We start from the raw sequence: 23,206 nt of genomic DNA on the forward strand, positions 1-23,206 counted from the left end.
CGGCTCCGGCTGCGATCCGCCGGGAGGGCGCGGGCGGTACTCGCCTCCGCCGATGCTCATCCCGCGCTCACCGCCTCGACCGGCACCTCCACCCGAGTCAGCTGCTGGTACACGGCGACCAGCTGGTCCGCGGTACGGGACCAGGAGTAGCACTCCGCCGCCCGGTCCACCGCGGCGGCGCCGAACTCCAGCCGCCGTACCGGATCGGCGAGCAGCTCTCGCAGCGTCTTGGCCAGCGCCCGGTAGTCCCGCGGTGGGACCAGGTACCCGGTGACCGAGTCGACCACGGTGTCGACCAGCCCGCCGACCGCGTACGCGACGACCGGTACCCCGCAGGCCATAGCCTCCAGCGGGGTGAGCCCGAACGGTTCGTACCACGCCGGGCAGGCGACCAGGTCGGCGCTGCGGTACCACTCGGGCATCTCCTCCCGGGCGACCGCACCGGTGAGCCGGATCCGGTCGGCGACCCCGCGCTCCTGGGCGAGCCAGCGCAGGTGTGTCGCGACCGGGTCGTCCTTCAGCTGGCTGGCCGGCGGACCGCCGACGATGACCGCCTCCGCGTCGGGCAGTAGGCGCATCGCCTCGATCAGGTCGGCGTAGCCCTTGCGTTCGACGAGCCGCCCCACCGAGAGGATGCGGCCGGTGCGGCGGGGCAGGGCCGACGGCCCACTCGGGGTGAACCTCGTGGCGTCGACGCCGGAGGGGATCAGCCGGATCGAGCGGCGCGGCACGCCCAACGCGACCAGTTCGGCCAGCTCGTCGGAGCACTGCGCGATCACCTGGTCGACCTGCTTGCCGAGGATCCGTTCGTAGCTGATCCGCTGTGCCGGGCTGGTGTCCAGAGCGCCCTGGTACCGGCGCTTGACCACACCCAGTGCGTGGTAGGTCTGCACCACCGGCACCGAGTAGCGGGAGCGCGCGGTCAGCGCGGCCAGCCCACTCATCCAGAAGTGTGAGTGCACCACGTCCGGCGCCCACGGGCCGGCCGTCCACGACGCGGCCAGCCACTGGCCGAACTCGCCCATGTACGGCAGCAGCTCGTCCTTCGGCAGGCGGCGCGGCGGCCCGGCCGGTACGTGCACGACGGTGAATCCGGAGGCCGCGCGTACCGTGTCGGGATACGCGTCGCTGTCCCGCCGGGTGTAGACGCACACGTCGTGCCCTGCTGCGGAAAGCGCCGTGGCCAGCTCTGCGACGTGCAGGTTCTGCCCGCCGGCATCCACCCCGCCAATGGCCGCGAGAGGGCTGGCATGCTCGGAGATCATTGCGATGCGCAAGGACTCACCTCCATCAGCAGTCGGTCCCAGTCGGACAGGAACCGGTCCAGGCCGTAGCGGGCCTGTGTCACCGTCCGGGCGCGATCGCCCAGCCGCTTCGCGTCCGCCGGTTCTTCCATCAGCCAGCGTGCGGCGTCAACCAGCACGTCCACGTTGGTCGACAGCACGCCGGCGTCCGGTGGTACCGCCTCGACCGCCTCGGTGGTTGCCAGCGCCACCACCGGCATGCCGAGACTCATCGCCTCGAGCAGGCTCAATCCCAGTGAGGTCCACCGCATCGGGTGCAGGTAGGCCCGGCGCGCGGCGAGTTGTTCGTGCATCCATGCCTGCGGCGGGTCGTCGTAGGCGGTGACCGGCGCGACGCCGGCAGGCGGAGGGTTCCTCGCGGCCAACTCGGCGAGCGACGCGGTGCCGATGCCGTATACGTCGAGCGGAGCCACCTGGGCGAAGCGGGGGAGCAGGTCGGTGCCGGTGACCCGCCACCGCCGTACCGGTTCGTTGATGGCCACGCCGAAGCGCTCCAGCTCGCCGGTGTATTTGTGGCCGGGATCCGGGATGCCGTGCTCGATGACGGTCTGCCGGGTCTGCCCGCCGTCCCACATCAGCGCGTTGAAGTGGGTGACGTGGACCAGGGTCAGCCCGTCCCGGTCGGCCATCGGGTGCCGGGTGGTCGGCGCGTCGCCGCGCGGCGTGTTGTGTTCCACGTAGACGGTCGGCACCTCGGCGCACGGCCGCCGGCCCAGCCACTGCGCGGCGAGGTCCCATTCCTCCGGCCGTTGCAGCAGCAGGACGTCGAAGTCCAATGTGGACATCTGCTCCGGGGTCACCTCGCGGACCGTGTCCGGCCAGGGGTAGGTGTCCGCCCGGCCTCGGCCCCACTGGTCGCGCTCCGGTGTGGTCGGTACGAAGTAGGTGTGCTTGCCCTGAACGAACGCGGTGGTCCACGAGCCGTGGACGTGCCAGAGCAGTACCCTCACCGGGTACCCCCGACCAGAGCGTCGACGGCAGCCACCACGTCGGCCGGGTCGATCCGCGACAGGCACGGGTGGCCGGGCACTGGGCAGCGGACGGCGCGGGTCTCCCGGCACGCCGCCAACTGCTCGCCCAGCCGCACCGTGGGCACCTGGTACGGCGCCCACTGCCCGAACGGAACCGTCGGGGCGAACAGGCTGACCACCGGGGTACCGACCGCCGCGGCCAGGTGTGCCGGCCCGGTGTTGCCCGACACCAGCGCGTCGGCGCCGGCGATCAGCCTCGCGAGCCCGGCCAGGTCGTAGTCGCCGCCCCGGTCGCTGGCGACGTCGCCGGCCACCTGCGCGGTCAACTCCCGCTCGTCTGGACCGCCGGTGACCACCACCCTGCGGCCGGCCGCGGTCAGCGCCGCGACGATCTCGGCACACCGCTCCGGCGGACAGGCCCGGGCCGGCACGCTGGCACCCGGATGCACCAGAACGTAACCGGCCCCGTCGCGTACCGTGCCGTCCCCGGATCCGCCGCCGCCGCCGCCGCCACCGCTTCCGCTGTTGTCGATGTCGTCGCCCGGATCCTCCTCCTCTTCCGGATCCGGGTACGTCCGCGCGGACAGGTCCGTGTTGACGCGCAGGCCGCCGTCGGCGCCGTCCGGCAGCGGGTACCCGGCGGCGGCCGCGAGCGACAGCGCCCGCTCCGGTTCCGGTACCCCCGGCGGTACCCGGTGCCGCACGTCCAGCAGCCCGCCCGCGTAGTCGTCGCTGATCGCCGAGACCCGGCCGACCCCGGCCAGCCGCAGAAGCAGCGCGAGGGGCAGGGCGCTCTGGTGGTACGACGTGAAGATGACCGCCTCGTCGATGCCGCGCAGGCTCACCTCGGTGAGCAGCGCGGTGACCGCGGCCGGGTCGACCGGCCCAGCGGCGGAGTCGATCCACGGCACCGGCCACTCGATGATGTCGTCGATACCCGGCAGCAGCCCGGCGGCGGCCCGACCCCGCGGCCCGCACAGCAGCGTGACCCGAGCGGCGCGGGCGGCCAGCGCCCGGATCGCCGGACCGCAGATCAGTACGTCACCGGTGGAGTCCGCGCGGACGGCCAGCACGTTGCCCCCGGACGGTGCGGCCGGTACCGGAGGGTGCAGCAGGCTTTCCCGCGCCAGGATCCAGTCCACCGCGTCGCCCAGGCTGGCCACCACCGCGGGCGCCTGCGCGACCTCGGCCGCCCGGGTCGCCTCGGTCGGCACCAACAGCCCGGTCGCCCCGGCCGCGGCGGCGGCGTCCACGTCGGCACCGATGTCGCCGATCACGACGCAGCGCTGCGGCGTCGTGCCCAGTGCCCGCGCCGCCTCCCGGATGAGCCCGGGCGCCGGCTTGCGGCACCGGCACTGGTCCTCGTGCGTGTGCGGGCAGACCTGCCAGGTCTCGAACGGTCCGAGCAGCTCGTCGATCCGGGCGTTGACCCGGGCGACGGCCGCCGCGTCGAGCAGTCCACGACCGATGCCGGACTGGTTGCTGACCACCCCGAGTCGCAGCCCGGCATCGCGCAAGCGGGCGACCGCCTCGGCGGCACCCGGCATCGGCTCCACTCGATCGGGGTCACCGTTGTAGGGGACGTCGCGGACCAGTGTCCCGTCCCTATCCAACAGCGCCGCGTCGAACCGACTTCCAGATCGGTCTAGCTGCACTGATACGGACATGACAGGCCGTTTCCCGGGGTGATTGGGGATAAACGCTTCTCGAAGGAGAAGAAGAAGGAGGAGCAGCGGTGGCCCGGTCCGGCCACGGCGGTGCGCCCCGGAACCGGAGCCAGCCACGCAGCCAGTGGCCCACCGCGAGAGGCGGGATCAGGACACTGGTGAGCGCCAGCGCGACCGGGTCGGAACCGGGCGCCCGCCGGACCCGTACGGCGGCGAACTCGGCGGTACCGGCGAGCCACGCCGCGCCCGACAGCGCCGTGCCGGCGCGTACCGCTCTCCTTGCCGCCAGGTGCCTGCTGCCGCCGACCCGTACCGGGGCCGCTCCGATCCGACGCCCCCGCTGGCCGAGGATCGCCAGCGCCGCGGCCGCCAGGCCGGCGCCGACCACCGCGGCGTGCCGGTGCCGCCGCCCGGCCGGTGCCGACAGCCGTTCGTGCCAGTCCGGTCCGTGCAGCCGCCGAAGCAACGCGTCGTCGGCGTTGCCGCGCTGCGCCGCCAGGCTGACCCAGCGGCCCGCCGGGCGTACCGGATGCACCGTCCGCCGGGTGCCCGTCACCAACCGCCAGCCGTGGCGGCGGACCCGGTACGCCAGGTCGGCGTCCTCCCGGTACGCCCGGGGGAACCGCTCATCGAAGCCGGACACGCTCTCCAGCGCGGCCCGCCGGTATGCCATGTCGGCGGTGGCCCACGCGGCCCGGGCCAGCCCGGCCGTGTTGCGCTCCCAGTCGTCGGGCCGCACCGAGCACGGCACGGACACCACCCCCTGGACCCCGCCGACGTCCGGCGGCTGATCCAGGTCGCGTAGCAGTGCGGCGAGCCAGTCCGGTGCCGGGAGCACGTCGTCGTCGAGGAAGGCCACCCACTCGTACCGGGCCGCCGACCAGCCCGCGTTGCGCGCCTTCGCCGGGCCGGCCCGGTCCGGATCGGGTACCACCAGAACCTCGACCGGAACCGGCGAGCCGTCCACCTGCCCGGCCAGCCGTCGCACCAGCGCGTCGAGGCTGGGCCGGCGCAGCGTGGGGATGACGACGCTCACCCCGGCCGGCGGGCTCACCGCGCCACCCCGGAGCCGGCCGTGGCGGGGGTGCGCGCGAACGCCAGGTCCCGGCTCACCGTGAACGGGCCGATCGCGAGCAGGTCCACCGGCGCCGAGCCGAACAGTTCCAGCGCTTCGGCCGGAGTGTCCACCATCGGCCGGCCGGCGGTGTTCAGCGAGGTGTTGACCACGACCGGCAGCCCGGTGGCCTCCTCGAAACGGGTCAGCAGCTCGGCGACCAGCGGCTCGGCGTCCGGATCCACGGTCTGGATCCGGGCCGTACCGTCCACGTGCACCACCGCCGGGATCCGTTCCCGCCAGCCGTCCCGCACCCGGTGCGTGAACAGCATGTACGGACTGGGCAGGACACCCTCGAACAGCTGCGCGGCCCGGCTCGCCAGCACCATCGGCGCCACCGGCCGGAACTGCTCGCGCCCCTTGACCTCGTTGAGCCGCTCGGTGTTCCCGGCATGCCCCGGGTGCGCCAGCAGCGACCGGTGGCCCAGCGCTCTCGGCCCGTACTCGGCGCGGCCCTGGAACCAGGCCACCACGCCGTTGCCGGCGAGCACCTCGGCGGCGACCGCCGCCACGGACGCGGGACGGTCGTACCGCACCTGGGCGCGGCGCAGCTCCGCCTCGATCTGCGCGTCCGAGTACCCGCGCCCGAGATCGGCCCCCGCCATCGGCAGGATCGGGTGCGCAGCGGCATCAGCCTCCACAGTGGACAGATGCAGGGCGGCACCCAGCGCGGTACCGGCGTCGCCCGCGGCCGGCTGTACCCACACCGTGCGGAACGGCCCGTCCCCGGCGAGCCGCGCGTTGGCCACGCAGTTGAGCGCGACGCCGCCGGCCATCACCAGAGCGTCCGGGCCGCCGGCTGCGGCGTGCAGCCAACCGGACAGCTCGCCGATGACCTCCTCCAGCCGGGCCTGCACGCTCGCCGCCAGGTCGGCGTGCTCGTCGCGGATCGCCTCGCCCGGCCGGCGCCGCCGGGCCAGTGCCGCCAAGTCGACCGGGCGGGTGGTGAAGCCGCCGGTACCGGTGACCGCCACCGCTTCCCGCAGCGGGCCGAGAAACCGGGGCGTGCCGTACGAGGCCAGCGCCATCACCTTGTACTCGTCGCTGGAGCGCAGGAATCCCAGGTGCTCGGTCAGCTCCTCGTAGAGCAGGCCGAGCGAGTGCGGCAGCCGCTGGCTCGCCAGCGGGGTGAGCTGTCCCTTCTCGTACCGGCCGGCGAGGTGGCTGGCCCGCTCTCCGCGGCCGTCGAGCACCAGTACGGCGCAGTCACCCTGCCCGTACCCGGCCGGGGCGGCCAGCGCGGCGGACGCCGCGTGAGCGACGTGGTGCGGTACGAACCGGACCGACTCCGGATCCAGCCCGGGCAGCGCGGTGGCGATGAACCGCGGGGCCCGCAGGGCGTACTCCTGGCGCAGCCAGTCCCACGGGTCGTCCAGCCCGAGCCGGGAGGCCGGCTGGCACAGGGCGGGATCGAAGGAGTAGCCGACCGCGTCGAGTTGGTCCGGGCGCAGCCCGGCGACGTCCAGGCACCAGCGGGCGGCTTCCTCGGGCAGTTCCCAGGCGGAGAACGGGACCGGCCGCTTGCCGTGCTTGCGCCGGCTGAATCGCTCCTCCTCGGCGGCGGCCACGATCCGCCCGTCCACGACGATCGCGGCAGCCGGGTCGTGGAAGACCGCATTGATGCCCAGAACCCGCATGCCGGCCCAGATACCCCAGATACCTCCACCAAACCGACTGGTCCGGGTCGCCGCGCGTCGTCAGACGCGCCGAGCCGTATTGGTCGCCCGACTGGTCCGGGTCGCCGCGCGTCGTCAGACGCGCCGAGCCGTATTGGTCGCCCGGGTATGGAGCGCGCCTCCGGTCGCCCGCACCGTTTCCGCTCGAGGGAAAACAGATATTGACAGGAATCGTTACTGAGAGGTTGCATTCCAATCCAGACGGATGCCGGAGCCTTGCAGGAGGGGCGATGCGCCATCGACTGGCACGACGATTGACGGTGGGGCTGACCGCGATGTCGGTCGGCGCGGTGGGTGCGGTCGTCGGCGCGCTGGCCGCCGCGCCGCCGGCGATCGCGGAGAACAACGGACTTTCCCTGACACCTGCCATGGGGTGGAGCAGCTGGAGTTTCGTCCGGCGCGACCCGACCGAGGCGAACATCGAGGCTCAGGCCGACGCGATGCGCGACAGCGGCCTGTCCGCGCACGGGTTCGTCTACATCAACCTCGACGACTTCTACCTGAAGTGCGACGCGAACGGGCCGGTGGTCGACGCCAACGGCCGGTGGACCGTGGACACCGCGAAGTTCCCGAACGGCATGAAGGCGGTCGCCGACCACGTGCACGCCGACGGGCTCAAGTTCGGCCTCTACGTGACGCCGGGCGTACCGCAGAACGCGGTCACCAAGAACACACCGATCCTCGGCTCCAGCGCGCACGCCGCGGACATCGCGGACACCAGCCGGACCGAGAAGAACTACAACTGCAAGCACATGTACTACATCGACTACTCGAAGTCCGGCGCGCAGCAGTACGTGGACTCGTTCGCGGATCTGTTCGCGTCCTGGGGCGTGGACTACCTGAAGATCGATGGTGTCGGCGCTGACGACATCCCGGACGTTCAGGCGTGGTCGACCGCTCTGCGCCAGACCGGCCGTCCGATCAACTTCGCGCTGTCCAACAACCTGCCGATCGCCAACGCGGCCACCTGGCAGCAGTACGCGAACAGCTGGCGTACTCAGGGCGACGTCGAGTGCTACTGCGGTCCCGGGGCCAACGGCAGCGGGTACCCGCTCACCGACTGGTCACACGTCAGCGCCCGGTTCTCCACCGCCGCGTCCTGGCAGCCGTATGCCGGACCGGGCGGCTGGAACGACCTCGACTCGATCGAGATCGGCAACGGCGACCAGGTCGGGCTCAGCGCGGACCAGCGCCGCTCGCAGCTGACCCTGTGGTCGATGGCCGCCGCCCCGCTGTTGCTGGGAACCGACCTGACCCATCTCGACTCCACCGACCTGGCGATGCTCACCAACGACCGGGTGCTCGGCGTGGACCAGGACGCGGTCGCGGCGAAACGCATCGTCAACAGCGGCAGCCAGCAGGTGTTCAGCAAGCGGGAGTCGTCCGGCGCGTACGTGGTGGCGCTGTTCAACACAGGTACCTCCGGCAACCAGACCGTCACGGCCAACTGGTCGCAGGTCGGCTTCACCGGTACCGGCGACGTCACCGACCTGTGGTCAGGCTCGCACACCGGTACCGTCGCCAACTCGTACTCGGCCACGCTGCGGCCCGGCGAGACCCGGCTGATCCGGGTGGTGCCCGGTGCCGGTGGCGGCAGCGCGAGTGTCGAGGCCGAGGCGTCCGGCAACACACTGTCCGGCGCCACGGCGGTGGCCAGCTGCTCGACCTGCTCCGGCGGGGCGAAGGTGCGGTTCATCGGAAACAACAGCGCCAACTACGAAACCGTGAACAACGTCAGCACCGGTACGGCCGGCAGCAAGACGCTCACCATCACGTACGAGCTGGACGGCAGCCGCTCGTTCTTCGTCAGCGTCAATGGTGGCGCCGGAGTCGAGGTACCGGTGACCGGTACCAGTTGGTCCACCCCGGCCACGCGCACGCTGACGGTGAACCTCACCGCCGGCGGCAACACCATCAAGCTCTACAACAACGGTGCGTACGCACCGGATCTGGACAAGATTTCGGTCAGCTGAGCCGAAACGCGACCCCGACCGCGTCCGGGCGCGGTCGGGCCGCGTTGTCTGGCAACGAAAGTGGCGTGCGACGCACCCGTGAACCGGCCCGATCGGGGCGCCGTGTCGTCTGTTGGAGGCCTCCACAGGATGGGAGAACTAAAGAAGGAACACCGATATGAAGACGCATCTTTCCGCGCGTCGATGGCGGCAGCTCGGGCTGCTGGCTGGCGCCGGTGCCTTTGTCGCCGCCTGTTCGAGCAACACGACAAGCGCGTCGCCGGCCGGGTCGCAGGGTGCGGCACCGAGCCAGGCCGCGTCGGGCGCGGGCGGCACTCCGGTCGTCATGACTCACACCGGACCGCTGGGTACCTATCTCACCGACGGCTCCGGTCGCACCCTCTACCTGTTCGTCACGGACACCACGAGCACATCCACCTGCGTCGGCCAGTGCGCGGCCTTCTGGCCGCCGCTGACCACGAACGGCACGGCCCAGGCCGGCACCGGCGTCACGGGTTCCGACCTGACCACGTCGACCCGGCCGGACGGGACGTCCCAGGTCGACTACCACGGCCACCCGCTGTACTACTTCGCGTCGGACAAGGCCGCCGGTGACACCGCCGGGCAGGGGCTCGACAACGGCGGACTGTGGTGGGTGGTGTCGCCGTCCGGCAACGCCATCACGACCACGGCCAGCGGGTCCGGAGGCGGCATCGGGTACTGACCGGGCCGGGTCAGGCGTCCAGGGCCAGCAGGTTGCCCTCCGGTACCACGATCCGTGGCCGGCCGGCGGCCAGCTTCGCCCGCGCCTGCGCCCGGTTCTCCGGAGTGTTCGCGACCACGTCCGTGTACGTCGCCACGGTCCGGTCGGCGATCGCCGACCAGCCGTAGCGGGCGCGGACCATCGCCCGCGCCTGCCGGGCCATCCGGCGCGCCGCCGGGCCGTCGGCGAGCAGTGAGGTCACCGCCGCGGCGAGCGCGTTCGGGTTCTTCGCCGGGAAGGTCACCCCGGTCACCCCGGGCTGCACGATCTCGGCCAGCCCGCCGGTGCTCGAGACCGCCAGCGGGGCGCCGGCCGCGGCAGCCTCCAAGGCCACCATGCCGAACGGCTCGTAGATGCTCGGTACCACCACGGCATCGCTCGCCGCGAACGTGGCCGGCAGGTCGTCGCCGACGAAACCGGCGAAGTTGACCTGGCCGCCCAACCGCAACCGGTGAATCTCCGACTCCAGCTCGCCCTTGTGTGGGCCGTCCCCGGCGATGACCACCCGTAGGCCCGGGTGCCGGTCGCTCAGCTCCGGCAGCGCGTGTACCAGATGCTGGACGCCCTTCTCGTACACCAGCCGGCCGGCGAAGCCGATCAGCGGCCCGCCGGCGGCGAACCGTGCCCGGGCGGCGGCGACCGCCCGCGGCTCCGCCCGCCAGATCGGCGCGTCGACTCCGTTCGGGATGACCTCGATCCGGTCCTCCGGCAGGTCCAGCAGCCGGCCGATCTCCCAGCGCATGTACTGCGAGCACGCGATGATCCGGCTCGCCTCGTGGCCCAGCCACCACTCGACGGTGTGGATGGTCTTGTTCATCTCTTCCGGCAGCCAGCCCTGGTGCCGGCCGGCCTCGGTCGCGTGGATCGTCGCCACCAGCGGGATGCCCAGGTGGTCGCGCATGGTGACAGCGGTGTGCGTGACCAGCCAGTCGTGCGCGTGGATGACGTCGAAGGTCTCGGTCGCCACCGCGTGCAGCGCGGCACGGGTCAGCGAGTGGTTGAACGCCATCGTCCAGGCCAGGAGGGTGTCCGTCGCCAGCGGGAAGGCCGGCGGATCCTCCGGTGCGCGCACCACGCGTACGCCCTCGCGCAACTCCTCCAGCGGCGCGTCGGGTGCGTGCCGGGTCACCACCGTGACCTGGTGCCCCGCGGCGACCAGGGCGGTGGCCAGTGCGTGAACGTGCCGGCCGAGGCCGCCGACCATCACCGGCGGGTACTCCCAGGACAGCATCAGGATCCGGGAGTGTCTCGCCGGCGCCTCCTCCCGGACGCTGCTCACCTGTGCCATGGCCCCCTCCTTTTCCGCGCGCCCGCCCGGCTCCCCGCATGCGCCGGCAGACACCCGAATTCGGGTGCCGGATCGCAGTTACGGGGGATCGCTGCCAATCCTCACCACCCCCGGTGTACCGGTGAAGACGGCGGCATTTCGCCCGCGTTAAGACCCACCGTTCACCGATCGTCAATGGTGTCGGCGGTCACCGAACCTGCGCAGGCGCAGCAGTTCGGCCACCGACCACGCCTGGAACGGGCAGCCGGTCGCGCCGTGCGGGGCGTCCCCGTCCGCGGTCTCGCTGACCGAGCCGAGCCCGTACTCGTCCAGGTGCGTGACCAACCCGTCGAGCAGCCCGTCGACCGGCAGCCCGGCCGCCCGTCGCGCGTCGATGTACGGGCCCAGCAGCCACGGCCAGACCGTCCCCTGGTGGTACGCGCGGTCCCGCTCGGCCGGGCCGCCTCGGTGCCTGCCCAGGTAGCCGCCGGCACCCGGGCTCAGCGTGCGCAGGCCCAGCGGGGTGAGCAACTCGGCGTCCAGGGCCGGGTGTGGCCGCCGGCCGTGGCACGGGGCGTGCCGCAGCGCGTACGCGATCAGCTGGTTCGGCCGCAGCGAGGGGTCGTCGCCCGCCGGCCCGTCCACCACGTCGTACAGCCAGCCGGTGGGAGCCGGGAACCGGGCGAGGAAGGACGTCGACGCGGCATTGGCCAGGTCCTGCGCCTCCCGGGTCGGCTCCGGCTTCGCGCCGACCCGTTCCCGCATCGCCACCATCGCGCGCAGCGCGTTGACCCACAGCGCGTTGACTTCGACCGGCTTGCCGATGCGCGGGGTCACCCCGAGCCCGTCCACCCGGGCGTCCATCCAGGTCAGCGCGTACCCGGTCCGGCCCTGGGTGAGCAGCCCATCGGCCGGGTCAGCGCGGATGCCCAGCCCGGTACCGGCGACGTGCGCGTCCCGGATCCCGTCCAGCGCCGGGACCAGTTCCGCGGCCAAGTCGGTGTCGCCGCTGTACCGGACGTGTTCGTCCACCGCGTGCACGAACCAGAGCGTGCCGTCCACGGTGTTGTACTCGACCCGGCCGGTGTCGGCGGTGTTCGCCAGCAGCCCGTCGCGCAGCGTCCCGGCGTACCGGCGCAGGAGCGCCCGACCCTCCTCGATCCGGCCGGTCGCCAGGAACAGCCCCCGGTACGAGATCATCGTGTCCCGGGACCAGGAACCGAACCACGGGTACCCGGCCACCACGTCGGGCCCGTCGATGACGAACGCGTCGGCGGCCAACCGGAGCCTGGCGTCGACCGGATCCGCCGCGCCCGCCACGAGTCGGGCCGCCCGGGCCCGCGCCCCGGCCACGATGGCGGTGGCCGGTTCCGGCGCGGACGCGGTCGCATCCCCGCACGCGGTCACCTCGGCCACCTGGCCGGCGGACAGCTCCGTGACGAACTGGCCCGCGTACCACAGGTCCTCCTGTGGCGGCAGGCCACGGGCCGCCTCTTCACGCAGGTACGCGTCGCGGTACCACTCGCCGCCCGGGTGCCAGCCCGGCCCGGACAGCCGGTACGCCCCGGCGATCGTCACCCCACCGGTGCTGTGCTCCGCGGGCAGCGGCCCGCCTCCGGCGTCCCGGGAGCCGTGCGCGTCCCGCCACGTGCACAGTGCCTCCAGGCACAGCCGCACCGGGCCGCCGGCCAACAGCCGGTGCACCACGCCGAGCTGCCCGGATCCGCGCGCCATGGCCAGCTCGCGTTCGAGTACCACGTCGCCGATCCGCCAGCGCCAGCGCGGCAGGCCGTCGGTCAGGTCGAACCGTTCGAGCCGGGTGTACCCGGCGGGGGAGACCGCGCCGCCGGCCCACTCGTGGGTACCGAGCCGGATCCGGGCGCCGGACGGCAGCTCCACGACCGGGTCGAGCGCGGCCAGTCCGACGTGCCGGTCGCCCGGCCTGTCCCCGGCGACCACGAGCAGCCCGTGGTACCGGCGGGTGCGCAGGCCGGCGATGGTACCCATGGCGTACCCGCCGCGCCCATCGGCGAGCAGCCATTCCCGGCCGGCGCCCTCGTCCAGCCGGCCGCAGACCTGGGTACCCAGGACGATGTCCGCGCTCACCCGGTGCCCGCCGTCATCCGGTGCCCGCCGTCATCCGGCCGGCGCGACCACAGTCGAGTCACCGGGGTACACCTCGGTGCCGCCGTCGGCCCGGCTGATCACCCAGACCGGGACGTCCGGGTCGAGGCCGAGCGAGTCCCGCTCCGCCTGGGTGGGCATCCTGACCCGGGCGGTGTCGGCGCCGCGCAGGACGACGGTGATGCTGTCGGCGGCGCGGCCTCTCCCGGCGCTGCCGTCGACCGCGGTGCCTTTGGCCGCGGTGCCTTTGGACGCGGTGCCCTTGACGGCAATGCTTCTGACGGCAGTGTCCTTGGCTGCGCTGCCCGTGACGGCGTTGCCACTGACGGCATTGCCTCTGACCACATCGCCTTCGACGGCACTGCTTCCGACCGCGCTGGTGCTCGCGGCGCCTGTTCTGCCGGACTCCGCCATGGCAGCCTCCCCTCCCGCCTCAACCTAATGGATGAGGCGGGAGGGGGCGCGGTGGCGGCGGTGCGTTCAGCCGATGTCGGAGAGGCGACCGGGCTGCCGGCGCGAACCCGGGTCGGGCGACTGGCTCTGGTCATCCGACGGGCTCGTGCTCGGGCCCGCGCTCGGCGCGGCTGGCTGGGCCGCGCCGTCCGACGGGTTCGTGCTCGGGCTGGTGCTCGCGCTCGGGCTTGCGCTCGGGCTCGGGCTTGCGCTCGCGCTCGGGCTTGCGCTCGGGCTCGGGCTTGCGCTCGGGCTCGGGCTTGCGCTCGCGCTCGGGCTTGCGCTCGCGCTCGCACTCGGGCTCAGCGCGGGCGACAGGCGGTGGTCGTCCCACGGCCAGCGGTGGTCGGGCGACTGGCTCGCGCTGGGCGCGACCGACGGGCTCGGCCCGGCCGATCGGCCGGAGTCGGCGGACTGGCTGGCGCTGGGCTCGGCCGACTGGCTCGGGCTGGGTGCGGCCGACTGACTCGGGCTCGGTGCGGCGGCCTGGCTCGGGCTGGGTGCGGCCGACTGGCTCGGGGCCGGGGACTGCGAGGGCGCGACGCTGGGCCGTACGGGTTCGGGCGAGGCCGGAGCCTCACCCGGCACTGCCTGCTCGGTGCCCAGCTTCGACGGCGGGGTCGGGCCGAGGTACCGGGCCACCACGAAGCTTGACGCCGACTGGCTGCCGGTACCGCCGACCGCCACGATCCTCCCGATCGCGTCGAGCACCGCGCCGAACGCGGCCGAGTTCGTGCCGAACGCCGTCGTGGTGCGGCCCCGGTCGTCGCCGAACGCCAGGTCGGTGTCGCCGTTGGGCAGGTAGCCGGCGAGGGCGAACTTTGACGTCGTCAGGCCGTCAATGCCGACCGCCACGATCGAGCCGTTCCTGCGTACCAGGACCCGTTCCGCGATCGACTGGTCGTCGAACTCGGTGAGCACCTGGCCGGTACCTCCGCCGAAGCTCGCGTCCGGAGTGCCGTCGGTCAGGAACCGCATGAGCCCGAACGCCGTGGTTCCGGCCGTCGTCTCGCCGAGCCCGGCGAGCACGATCTGACCGTCCGGACCGATCGCCACGCTCGTGGCACCGCCCTTGTCCTGTCCGGGGTGGTTCTGGGCGAGCACGATGCCGTTGGTACCGAAGCCGGAGTCGGGTACCCCGCCGCGGGTCAGCCGTACCGCGGCGAAGTTCTGGCCGGCGTTCGTCACGGCGGTACCGGCGATGACGACCTTCCCGTCCCGCTGGAGCGCGACGGAGCTGGCGGCGGCGTCCCCGCCGGGGAGGACGATGAGCGCGACACCGCCGGTACCGAAGGTCGGGTCGAGCCGCCCGTCGGGCAGGTACCGGACCGCGGCGAAGTCCGCGTTGCCCTGATCGTCGTTGGCTCCGCCGACCACCACGATCCGCCCGTCGGGCTGGACCAGCACCGCGCTGGCACCGGCGTCGCCGACCGGGCCGACCGGCGTGACGATCCGGCCTCCGGTGCCGAACGAGCGATCCAGCGAGCCGTCCGGCCGGTACTGCGCGACCGCGAACCCGATCTCGTTGCCCCGGCCGAGGCCGGCGGTGCCGACCGCGACGATCTGGTCCTTGCCGCCGACCGCGACGCCCGCGGCGCCTTGCCCGCCGTTCGGTGCCGTCCACGGCGTCACGACCAGGCCGTGGTCGCCGAACCTGCCGTCCAGCACACCGTCCCGGCTGTACCGGGCGAGCAGGAAGTCCGCGGAGTCGCCGGACGGTGGGCCGCCGGCCGCGATGATCGACCCGTCGTGCAGCAGGGCCACGTCGGCGGCTGCCGCCGACCGCCCGGCGAACGGGGTGACCGTGACTCCCTGCTGGCCGAAGGTCCGGTCCAGGGTGCCCGCACGGCCGGACAGGTCGGGAACGCCGGTGAAGCCGCCGGCCACCCCGGCGTCGGGCTGAGCGCCGAGCCGTCCGTTCGCGTGGCGGGCGTCTTGCAGCGTGTGGGCCTGGGCGCCCTGGCCGGCGCCCGGGCCGGCAGGGACCGGAGCGACGGGCCACATGGCGGGGCGGGCGGACGCCGGCCCCGCGGCCAGGGTGCCGGTGAAGATCAGGCCGAGGACGGCGAGAGACCCGAGCCCCCGGCGAACAGCCGGCCGGGGCAGGGAGGGCCGAGACAGGGAAGGTCGGGGCAGGAGGGGTCGAGACAAGGAAGCAGGCATCACGTGTCCTATCGCAGTAGGGCTATTTCGTGAGGATAGGACTAATTAGGGCGAAAGACAGAGAATACTCACATATGGTACGACGGTTCCTGCTTGTGGTGGGCGTGTCACCAGGCGTAGCCCGTGGACAGCGCGATTGGTCGATATCGACGTTTCCGACATAACCTGTAGCCCCGGTGATCAGCCGGGCGTCGCCGGGGTGTGGCGGGAGCCGCTGTCGGGGGCAGCCGGCTAGCCGGTTCGTAACACTGGTCGAGGAGTATGCAGGCATGAGCGGGGCGGGTGCCGAGCGGAAGCGGCTGGGCCAGGCCGACGCTGGCGGGCAGCCGTGGCGGGAATGGGGTCCCTACGTCGCGGAGCGCGCCTGGGGCACCGTCCGTGAGGACTACAGCGAGTGGGGCACCGCCTGGGATTACTTCCCGCACGACCACGCCCGCTCCCGGGTCTACCGGTGGAACGAGGACGGGCTCGCCGGAATCTGCGACGACCAGCAGCGGTTCGTCTTCGCGCTGGCGTTCTGGAACGGACGCGACCCGATCCTCAAGGAGCGCATCTTCGGCCTCGGCGGACCGGAGGGCAACCACGGCGAAGACCCGAAGGAGTACTGGTGGTACCTGGACTCCACGCCCACCCACTCGTGGATGACCTGGCGCTACCACTACCCGCAGGCCGAGTTCCCGTACGCCGGGCTGGCCGAGGCCAACCGTGAACGGGGTCGGGACCAGCCGGAGTACGAGCTGATCGACACCGGCGTCTTCGACGAGAACCGGTACTGGGCGATCACCGCCGACTACGCCAAGGCCGGCCCGACCGACCTGTGCGTCCGGATCACCGTCGCGAACCGGGGTCCGGACGAAGAGACCCTGCACGTGCTGCCCACGATGTGGTTCCGCAACACCTGGATGTGGGGACTGCCCGGGCGGGGCGAGCCGCCGGTCATCACCGCCGACGGCACCCGGCTGGTCGCCGACCACCAGCGACTCGGCCGCCTGGTGCTGACCGGAGCCGGCGACCCGACCCCGCTGCTGTGTGACAACGAGAGCAACGCGCAGCGGCTGTGGAACCTACCCAACCGCACCCCGTACCCGAAGGACGGCATCAACGACCACGTCGTGCACGGCGCGGACACCGTCAACCCGGAGGGTGTCGGCACCAAGGGGGCGCTGCACTACACGGTCACCGTACCGGCCGGTGAGTCGGTGGAGCTGCGGCTGCGGCTGACCCTGCACGGCCCGGTCGACGAGGGCCCGGCATGCGACCTGACCGGCGGGTTCGACGAGGTGATGGCCGCGCGGCTGGCCGAGGCCGACGACTTCTTCGCCGCGCTCACCCCGGACGGCGCGGGCAAGGACGAGGCGCTGGTACTGCGCCAGGCGGTCGCCGGCCTGATGTGGAGCAAGCAGTTCTACCACTACGACGTGGCCCGCTGGCTGAAGGGCGACCCGTACGCGGAGGCGCCGCCGGAAAGCCACCAGCATGGGCGCAACGCGCGCTGGTCGCACATGACCAACTGCGAAGTCATCTCCATGCCGGACACCTGGGAGTACCCGTGGTACGCGGCGTGGGATCTGGCCTTCCACTGCGTGGCCATCGCGCATGTCGACCCCGGGTACGCCAAGAGTCAACTGCTGCTGCTCCTCCAGGAGTGGTACATGCACCCCAACGGGCAACTGCCCGCGTACGAGTGGGCGTTCGACGACGTGAACCCGCCGGTGCACGCGTGGGCCGCGCTGAAGGTGTTCGAGATCGATGGCGCCGGGGACTTCGGCTTCCTCAAGCGTGTCCTGCACAAGCTGCTGATGAACTTCACCTGGTGGGTCAACCGCAAGGACAGCACCGGCAACAACATCTTCGAGGGCGGCTTCCTCGGCCTGGACAACATCGGCCCGTTCGACCGGTCGAGCCACCTCCCGGTGGACGGCACGCTCGAGCAGAGCGACGGCACCGCGTGGATGGCCTCGTACGCGCTGAATCTGCTGGAGATCTCGCTGGTCCTCGCGCACAAGGACCCGGCGTACGCCGACCTGGCCCCGAAGTTCTTCGAGCACTTCGCGTACATAGCGGCGGCGTCCCGGCAGGCCGGCCTGTGGGACGAGGACGACTCGTTCTACTACGACGTGCTGCGCGAGACCGGTGGCGCGACGGTGCCGCTGCGGGTGCGTTCCGTCGTCGGCCTGCTGCCGCTCGCCGCCACCGCGACGATCAGCACCATCGCCCTCGCCCGGCTGCCGGAGCTGACCAGCCGGCTGCGCTGGTTCCTTTCCAACAAGCCCGAGTACGCCGACGTGGTCGGCGGGCGGCGCATCAACAACGGCCAGCAACACCGGCTGCTGTCGATGGTCGGGCAGGACCGCCTGCTGCGCATCCTGTCCCGGATGTTCGACGAGAAGGAGTTCCTCTCGGAGTACGGGCTGCGTGCGCTGTCCAAGGCGCACAAGGACGAGCCGTACACGGTGAGCCTGGGCGGTACCGAGTTCGGCGTCGGGTACGAGCCGGGGGAGTCGACGACCGGCGTGTTCGGCGGCAACTCCAACTGGCGCGGGCCGGTCTGGTTCCCGGTCAACTTCCTGCTCATCGAGGCGCTGCGCCGGTACTACCGGTTCTACGGCGACGACCTGCTGGTGGAGTACCCGACCGGCTCCGGTCACAAGCTCACCCTCGGCGCCATCGCCGACGACCTCTCGCAGCGGCTGGTCAAGCTGTTCCTCGACGACCCGGACGGCCGGCGGCCGGTGTTCGGCGACGTCCCGAAGTTCCAGCAGGACCCGGACTGGCACGACCTGGTGCCGTTCTACGAGTACTTCCACGGTGACACCGGCGCCGGCCTGGGCGCCTCGCACCAGACCGGCTGGACCGCCCTGGTGGCCAACCTGATCCTGCGCACCCGCCGCTAGGTTGCCGCGGTGCTGCCGCCGTGCCGCCGCCGTGCTTCCGGCGCGCGGGGCGGCGAGGGGCGCGACCAGCCGGCCGAGCGGTTAGCCTGTACCGCGTCCTTTGCTCTCCGGGGAGGAGACGAGCATGCGGAACTGGATCGCCGGCGCTATGACGGTGCTCGGCACACTGCTGGTACTTGGCGGTGCCGTCACCATCATCCTGCGGGCCTGGTGGAAGCCCGCCGCCGAGGCCGCCCAGCCGGCACCCGCGCCCACGCCGTCCGGCACCGACCTGTTCGGCACGGCGCCGACGCAGCCCGTCCCGATGGTGGAGACCAAGCGGGCGACGCTGTTCGGGCGGCTCGACGCCCCGGAGCGGCTGATCGCCTGGGGCATCGTGCTGCTGGTCCTGGCCGCGGTCGCGGCCGGTGCGATCGGTTTCAACCTGGGAGCCAGCGCGCCGGTCCGGTAGCGGTCGGCCATCGGCCGGGAGACGGTGCCAGCCCTGCCGCGTTCGTCAGCGGCCGAGGGCAGCGCCCGTCCCGCTGCCTTCGTCAGCGGCCGGGGACCGTGCCCGCCCGGCTGCGCTCGTCGGCGACGAGCCGGCCGTCGGCCAGCGTGATCACCCGGTCCGCGATCGAGATCACCGCCTCGTCGTGGCTGGAGATCAGTACCACGTGGCCGGCGTACGCGTGCTGGCGCAGGATGTTCAGCACCAGGTCGACCCGGCCGCGGTCCTGGTGGCCGGTCGGTTCGTCGCCGATCAGGATGGCCGGGGCCAGCCGCAGCGCCCGCCCGATCGCGGCGCGCTGCTGTTCGCCGCCGGAGACCTGGCTCGGCAGCCGGTCGGCGAGGTGCCCGATCTCCAGCTGTTCCATGAGCTGGACGACCGGCGGTCGGTCCGGGTCGCCGTCCGGCGCCAGACCCGCCGAGCCGGACTGGCCGGACCCGCCGCGGGTACCGGGGTTGAGCCGGTCGGGCAGGTCGACGTTCTCCGCGATGGTCAGCTCGTCGAGCAGGGTCAGCGACTGCGGTACGAAGCCGAGGTCAACCCAGCCGAGCTGGCCGGTCGGCTCGCCGTTCGCGGTCGTCGCCGTGCCCGCGTCAGCCCGCTCGTACCCGGCGATGATGGACAGCAGCGTGGTCTTCCCGGAGCCGGACGGCCCGGCGGCCACGGTCAGCTCGCCGGGGATGATGTCCAGGCTGACGTCGTCGAGCGCGGTGACCGTCTCGGAGCCCCGCCGGAACCGCCGGGTCAGATTGCGGACCTCGATCATGAATGCTCCTCGATGATGCCGTCGCGCATGCGTACCACCTGGTGAGCCCGACCGGCGACCGCCGGGTCGTGCGTCGCGGCGACCACCGCCACCCCGGCAGCCGCCATCGCCAGGAACGCGTCGAGCACGCCGTCCACCGCTCCGTGGTCGAGCTGCCCGGTCGGCTCGTCGGCCAGCAGCAGCGCGGGCGGGCCGAACGCGGCGAACGCGATCCCGACCCGTTGCTGCTCGCCACCGGACAGCTGGCGCGGCAGGTGCTCGGCCCGGCCGGCCAGGCCCAGCCGCTCCAGCGTGTCCTCCTCCAGGTCGATGTCGGCGGGCAGCCCGCGCAGCTGCGCGGCGAGCCGCAGGTGCTGCCGTACCGTCAGGTAGTCCAGCAGGTTGTCGGCCGGCGCCTGGAACATGAAGCCCAGCGTCCGGCGGCGCAGCCGCAAGCGGCCCCGGCGGGACAGCGACGCCGCCTCGACCCCGTCGATCTGGATCGACCCGCGGTCCGGGCGGTCGACGCAGGCGAGCAGGCGCAGCAGCGTGGACTTGCCGGAGCCGGACGGTCCGACCAGCGCGGTGAACGTGCCCGGCGCGAGGTCGAGGTCGACCCCGCGCAGCGCGCTGACCTCCGAGCCGTCCAGGTGGTACGTGCGCAGCACGCCCCGGCAGCGCACCGCCGGGGACCGGTCAGATGGCGTCACGCAGCACCTCCGAGGGGTTGGCCCGGCCGATCCGCCGCTGGGCATAGCCGCCGGCGCCGATGGCGACCGCCACCACCGCGACGGCGATCAGTCCGACCGGCAGGTACGGCACAGCGACGACGGTGTCCGGCAGCTGGTCGGGGTTCAGGTCGTAGTTGGGGCTCAGGGCGGCGGTCAGCCCGGCGGCCACCGCGATGCCGCCGACCAGCCCGGCCGAAAGCGGCAGGGCCAGCTCGCCGAGGATCGCGCGGCGGTGACTGCGCGCGGTCAGCCCCATCCGCCGCAGCATCACGTACGAGCGGCGGTGCCAGGGGGTGCGGGACTCCAGGTACAGCAGGAGGCCGACCAGGGTCACCACGCCGGTCAGCAGGGACAGCGCGGTCAGGTACTCGAAGGTGTAGGTGAGCGGTTCCCACAGCGAGTTGCTGTACAGGTCCTCCGCCACCAGGATCTGCTTGACCGGCAGGTTCGCGGCCTTCGCCGCCCGCTGGATCTGGGCCGGGTCGCCGCGTACCCAGAGCTGGACGACCGCGTACTGGGTGTCGTCGCCTAGTGCCGCCTTCGGGATGAGGGCCGCCGGGTACCCGGTCCGCTGGGCCGGCAGCACGTGGGTGGAGACGATGTTCACGGTGCCGCCCAGCACCTTGTCGCCGCTCCAGGTCGCCTGCTGGGCGCCGGACGGGGTCTGCGCCGAGGCGACCACCGTTCTCGGGTTGCCGCCGCCGGACCGGATCGGGTCCATCAGGTCATCCAGGGAGGCGCCGTCGAGCCGGGAGTCCCAGTAGGCGTCCCTGGCGAAGCTCGCCGGGTCGACGCCGAGCAGGTCGGTCTCCACCCCGCCGATCTGCGAGCCGTCCAGCCGCAGTACCTCGGTCGCCTGGTCCGCGAGCGACGCGGGGATGGGAACCCGGTGGGTCAGCGTCATCACCACATCGCTGCCGACCCGCAGCCGGGCCTCGTCCGCGACCGTGGTGTGCACCGAGCCGGTGACCGTCGCGCCGTACACGGCCAGCGCGATCGGGACCGAGGTGGCACCGGCGAGTACGGCCGTCATCACCGCCTGCCGGCCGATGCGCCGCCAGCTCAGGAACGCCGCCGGGGAGGCCGGCCGGCGTCGCGTGCCGCGGCTGCGCAGGTACCCCACGGCCAGCCGGGCGGCCAGGACGGTGAGCCCGGCGACCACCATGATGGGGACGATCAGCAGCCGACCGGGCACGTGGATCGCGGTACCGACGCCGTTGGACGCGTCGCCGGTCACCTGCTGGCCACCCAGCGCGCGCCAGAGCGGTACGGCGGCGGCGAGCACCAGCAGCTCGTACGGGATGGCCCGGAGCACCCGGTGGTGACGCGAGCGCACCTGGTCGGTCAGCGACCGGCAGGTCACCCCGGCGACGACGGCCACCGCCAGTACGGCGGCCACCAGGCTGGCCACGGCTCCCGCCGCGGCCCACGGCGCCGCCTCGCGGGACAGCACCGGATCCGGCCCGACCCAGCGGACCAGTCCCCAGGCCGCGCCCCAGCCGGCGACCGTACCCACGACCAGTGCGGGCAGCGACTCGGTGACCGCCTTGAGCGCCAGCGCCTTCGCGCTGACCCCGTGCGCCGACAGCAGGGTCAGCTCCCGCCGCCGGCGCTGTACCCAGAACACCGCCGCGGCGGCCACCACCAGCAGGCCGACCAGTACGCCGGCGGCGGTCACCGGCACCACGGCCGGCAGCATCGACCGGCGCGCCAGATCGGCCCGGGCGCTGAACTGGGCCAGCAGGATGTCGCCGGAGTTCGGGGTGCCGACCCGGTTCTGGATCGCGTCGAACGGGGAGTCCTTCGCCCCGTACAGCGTGTTGAACCGGGCGACCGCGGCGGCCGTACGCCGGGCCTGGTCCTGGTTCAGGTTCGGGTCAGTGAGCGGGAACGTGATCACCTGCTTCCCGGGCATGTTCAGCCGCGGCTGGACGGTCAGGAACGTCTTCTGGTCGAGAAAGACCACAACCGGGGTGGCGGCGTTGCCCTGCGGCCCGTCGTACACCGACTCCAGGTCGCACCACCACGGATCGTCGGGCAGGTCGCGCAGGTCGCGGTAGACGGCCGCGACGGGGACGGTGGTGGAGTACCGCTCGGTGCTGAAGCTCACCTCCGTCTGACCGTCGGGGAGCCGCCTGGACGTGCCCTTGTTGGCGCCGTACAGGGTGATCGGATCGCCGACCTTGAGGTGGACGAAGTTCGCGTACTCGTCGGAGATCCAGGCTCCGGTGCCGCGCGGCCCGTCCAGCACCTGGAGGTGGTCCTCGGCCCCGGAGCGGGCGACCAGGTTGATCGGGAACACCGGGTTGTCGGCCACCTCGGTGGGGCCCTGGACGGGCGTGAACAGGGTGGTCTCGGCCGGTCCGACCAGCGGAATCGAGCGCGCCGCCGCGCTGGCCTGTTCGGTACGGGTGGCCGCCAGGTTGGCGCTCTCCATCGCCGGGTCGTCGGATGGGTCGCTCCCGTCGCCGGCCCCGTAGAGGGTGCCGGTCACCGAGGCGCCCAGCGACCACGGGCAACTGGCCGCGATCTGGTGGTGCAGCGTGGCGCTGCGTGACGAGGAGAGGAAGGGGGTGGCCGCCGCGGCGGGCAGGGTCGCGACGAGTGCGGCCGCGATCAACGCGATCACGACGCCGCCCCGGCGCAGGAGCAGGATCGGTCCCCGCCACCAGGGCGCCATCCGTAATGCCCCGAAAATCCGCATATATCCCCTGCCCTCAGCCCGCCCGGAGCGACCCCTGCGCGATCAAGACGACTGGAAGCATGGCGCGGTTGCATCCGCGTTGGAAATGAGACCGCCTCCCGGCCGCTTGTGACACGGCTGCGCAGCGGTGTTGACCGGTCGCGAATCGTGACCGGGCACGGTCCGCAGTGGACTTTCCAGCGGGTTGG

At 72.7% G+C, this 23,206-nt stretch carries 16 protein-coding genes; 4 read left to right on the forward strand and 12 right to left on the reverse strand.

Annotated elements, in window-relative coordinates:
- Positions 1-56: 56 nt before the first annotated feature.
- The 5 genes from Raf01_RS05215 to Raf01_RS05235 are packed head-to-tail and all read right to left on the reverse strand — an operon-like array spanning position 57 to position 6,693.
- Positions 57-1,277, reverse strand: a complete 1,221-nt coding sequence (locus tag Raf01_RS05215; RefSeq protein ID WP_203916571.1) for a glycosyltransferase — start codon at positions 1,275-1,277, stop codon at positions 57-59.
- Positions 1,262-2,254, reverse strand: coding sequence for a glycosyltransferase family 4 protein (locus Raf01_RS05220; RefSeq protein ID WP_203916572.1), 993 nt, complete (start codon positions 2,252-2,254; stop codon positions 1,262-1,264). The genes Raf01_RS05215 and Raf01_RS05220 overlap by 16 nt, the downstream gene beginning before the upstream one ends.
- Positions 2,251-3,972: an HAD-IIIA family hydrolase gene (locus Raf01_RS05225; RefSeq protein WP_444544543.1), complete on the reverse strand. Its 1,722-nt coding sequence runs from the start codon at positions 3,970-3,972 to the stop codon at positions 2,251-2,253. The genes Raf01_RS05220 and Raf01_RS05225 overlap by 4 nt, the downstream gene beginning before the upstream one ends.
- Positions 3,881-4,996, reverse strand: coding sequence for a glycosyltransferase family 2 protein (locus tag Raf01_RS05230; RefSeq protein WP_203916574.1), 1,116 nt, complete (start codon positions 4,994-4,996; stop codon positions 3,881-3,883). Before Raf01_RS05230 ends, Raf01_RS05225 begins: the two co-directional genes overlap by 92 nt.
- Entirely contained in the window at positions 4,993-6,693 is a 1,701-nt protein-coding gene (locus Raf01_RS05235; protein WP_203916575.1) for a carbamoyltransferase family protein, read from the reverse strand. The genes Raf01_RS05230 and Raf01_RS05235 overlap by 4 nt, the downstream gene beginning before the upstream one ends.
- Before the next feature lie 269 nt (positions 6,694-6,962).
- Between Raf01_RS05235 and Raf01_RS05240 the strand changes: the two genes are divergently transcribed.
- Both Raf01_RS05240 and Raf01_RS05245 read left to right on the forward strand, forming a co-directional pair.
- Positions 6,963-8,705 (forward strand): alpha-galactosidase D, encoded by a 1,743-nt coding sequence (locus Raf01_RS05240; protein ID WP_203916576.1) that lies wholly within the window; start codon positions 6,963-6,965, stop codon positions 8,703-8,705.
- A 157-nt stretch (positions 8,706-8,862) separates the two neighbouring features.
- The gene (locus Raf01_RS05245) at positions 8,863-9,408 is read left to right on the forward strand and encodes a COG4315 family predicted lipoprotein (protein WP_203916577.1); all 546 of its coding nucleotides are present in this window, start codon (positions 8,863-8,865) and stop codon (positions 9,406-9,408) included.
- Between the two features lie 10 nt (positions 9,409-9,418).
- Here the strand turns inward: Raf01_RS05245 and Raf01_RS05250 are convergent, their stop codons facing one another.
- From Raf01_RS05250 to Raf01_RS05265, 4 genes are all read right to left on the reverse strand, one after another.
- Positions 9,419-10,735, reverse strand: a complete 1,317-nt coding sequence (locus Raf01_RS05250; RefSeq protein ID WP_239133385.1) for a glycosyltransferase family 4 protein — start codon at positions 10,733-10,735, stop codon at positions 9,419-9,421.
- A gap of 171 nt (positions 10,736-10,906) precedes the next feature.
- On the reverse strand, positions 10,907-12,820 hold the full coding sequence (locus Raf01_RS05255) for an amylo-alpha-1,6-glucosidase (protein WP_239133386.1): 1,914 nt from the start codon (positions 12,818-12,820) through the stop codon (positions 10,907-10,909).
- A 30-nt stretch (positions 12,821-12,850) separates the two neighbouring features.
- Positions 12,851-13,252: a hypothetical protein gene (locus Raf01_RS05260; RefSeq protein ID WP_203916578.1), complete on the reverse strand. Its 402-nt coding sequence runs from the start codon at positions 13,250-13,252 to the stop codon at positions 12,851-12,853.
- Between the two features lie 66 nt (positions 13,253-13,318).
- Positions 13,319-15,442: a hypothetical protein gene (locus Raf01_RS05265; RefSeq protein WP_203916579.1), complete on the reverse strand. Its 2,124-nt coding sequence runs from the start codon at positions 15,440-15,442 to the stop codon at positions 13,319-13,321.
- A 281-nt stretch (positions 15,443-15,723) separates the two neighbouring features.
- Here Raf01_RS05265 and Raf01_RS05270 point away from each other — a divergent pair, with 281 nt between their 5' ends.
- Both Raf01_RS05270 and Raf01_RS05275 read left to right on the forward strand, forming a co-directional pair.
- Positions 15,724-18,348: an MGH1-like glycoside hydrolase domain-containing protein gene (locus Raf01_RS05270; RefSeq protein WP_203916580.1), complete on the forward strand. Its 2,625-nt coding sequence runs from the start codon at positions 15,724-15,726 to the stop codon at positions 18,346-18,348.
- Between the two features lie 124 nt (positions 18,349-18,472).
- Positions 18,473-18,799: a hypothetical protein gene (locus Raf01_RS05275; protein WP_203916581.1), complete on the forward strand. Its 327-nt coding sequence runs from the start codon at positions 18,473-18,475 to the stop codon at positions 18,797-18,799.
- An 82-nt stretch (positions 18,800-18,881) separates the two neighbouring features.
- On the opposite strand, the gene Raf01_RS05280 is transcribed toward Raf01_RS05275, so the two are convergent.
- Genes Raf01_RS05280 through Raf01_RS05290 form a run of 3 tightly spaced genes read right to left on the reverse strand, consistent with a single transcriptional unit; the run spans position 18,882 to position 22,994 of the window.
- Complete coding sequence (locus tag Raf01_RS05280; protein WP_203916582.1) at positions 18,882-19,604, reverse strand: ABC transporter ATP-binding protein; 723 nt, start codon at positions 19,602-19,604, stop codon at positions 18,882-18,884.
- Positions 19,601-20,293 (reverse strand): ABC transporter ATP-binding protein, encoded by a 693-nt coding sequence (locus Raf01_RS05285; protein ID WP_203916583.1) that lies wholly within the window; start codon positions 20,291-20,293, stop codon positions 19,601-19,603. The genes Raf01_RS05280 and Raf01_RS05285 overlap by 4 nt, the downstream gene beginning before the upstream one ends.
- Positions 20,280-22,994 carry an FtsX-like permease family protein gene (locus Raf01_RS05290; protein ID WP_203916584.1) on the reverse strand — a complete coding sequence of 905 codons (2,715 nt, stop codon included), beginning with the start codon at positions 22,992-22,994 and terminating at the stop codon, positions 20,280-20,282. Before Raf01_RS05290 ends, Raf01_RS05285 begins: the two co-directional genes overlap by 14 nt.
- Between the last annotated feature and the right edge of the window lie 212 nt (positions 22,995-23,206).

The organism is Rugosimonospora africana (genome assembly GCF_016862975.1).
GTDB lineage: Bacteria > Actinomycetota > Actinomycetes > Mycobacteriales > Micromonosporaceae > Rugosimonospora > Rugosimonospora africana.

What these genes read in the sequence shown, in the direction of transcription:
- Raf01_RS05270 (WP_203916580.1), top strand. Translation starts at nt 15,724, where the DNA reads ATGAGCGGGGCGGGTGCCGAGCGGAAGCGGCTGGGCCAGGCCGACGCT.
- Raf01_RS05260 (WP_203916578.1), bottom strand. Translation starts at nt 13,252, where the DNA reads ATGGCGGAGTCCGGCAGAACAGGCGCCGCGAGCACCAGCGCGGTCGGA.
- Raf01_RS05235 (WP_203916575.1), bottom strand. Translation starts at nt 6,693, where the DNA reads ATGCGGGTTCTGGGCATCAATGCGGTCTTCCACGACCCGGCTGCCGCG.
- Raf01_RS05245 (WP_203916577.1), top strand. Translation starts at nt 8,863, where the DNA reads ATGAAGACGCATCTTTCCGCGCGTCGATGGCGGCAGCTCGGGCTGCTG.
- Raf01_RS05275 (WP_203916581.1), top strand. Translation starts at nt 18,473, where the DNA reads ATGCGGAACTGGATCGCCGGCGCTATGACGGTGCTCGGCACACTGCTG.
- Raf01_RS05240 (WP_203916576.1), top strand. Translation starts at nt 6,963, where the DNA reads ATGCGCCATCGACTGGCACGACGATTGACGGTGGGGCTGACCGCGATG.
- Raf01_RS05250 (WP_239133385.1), bottom strand. Translation starts at nt 10,735, where the DNA reads ATGGCACAGGTGAGCAGCGTCCGGGAGGAGGCGCCGGCGAGACACTCC.
- Raf01_RS05280 (WP_203916582.1), bottom strand. Translation starts at nt 19,604, where the DNA reads ATGATCGAGGTCCGCAATCTGACCCGGCGGTTCCGGCGGGGCTCCGAG.
- Raf01_RS05290 (WP_203916584.1), bottom strand. Translation starts at nt 22,994, where the DNA reads ATGGCGCCCTGGTGGCGGGGACCGATCCTGCTCCTGCGCCGGGGCGGC.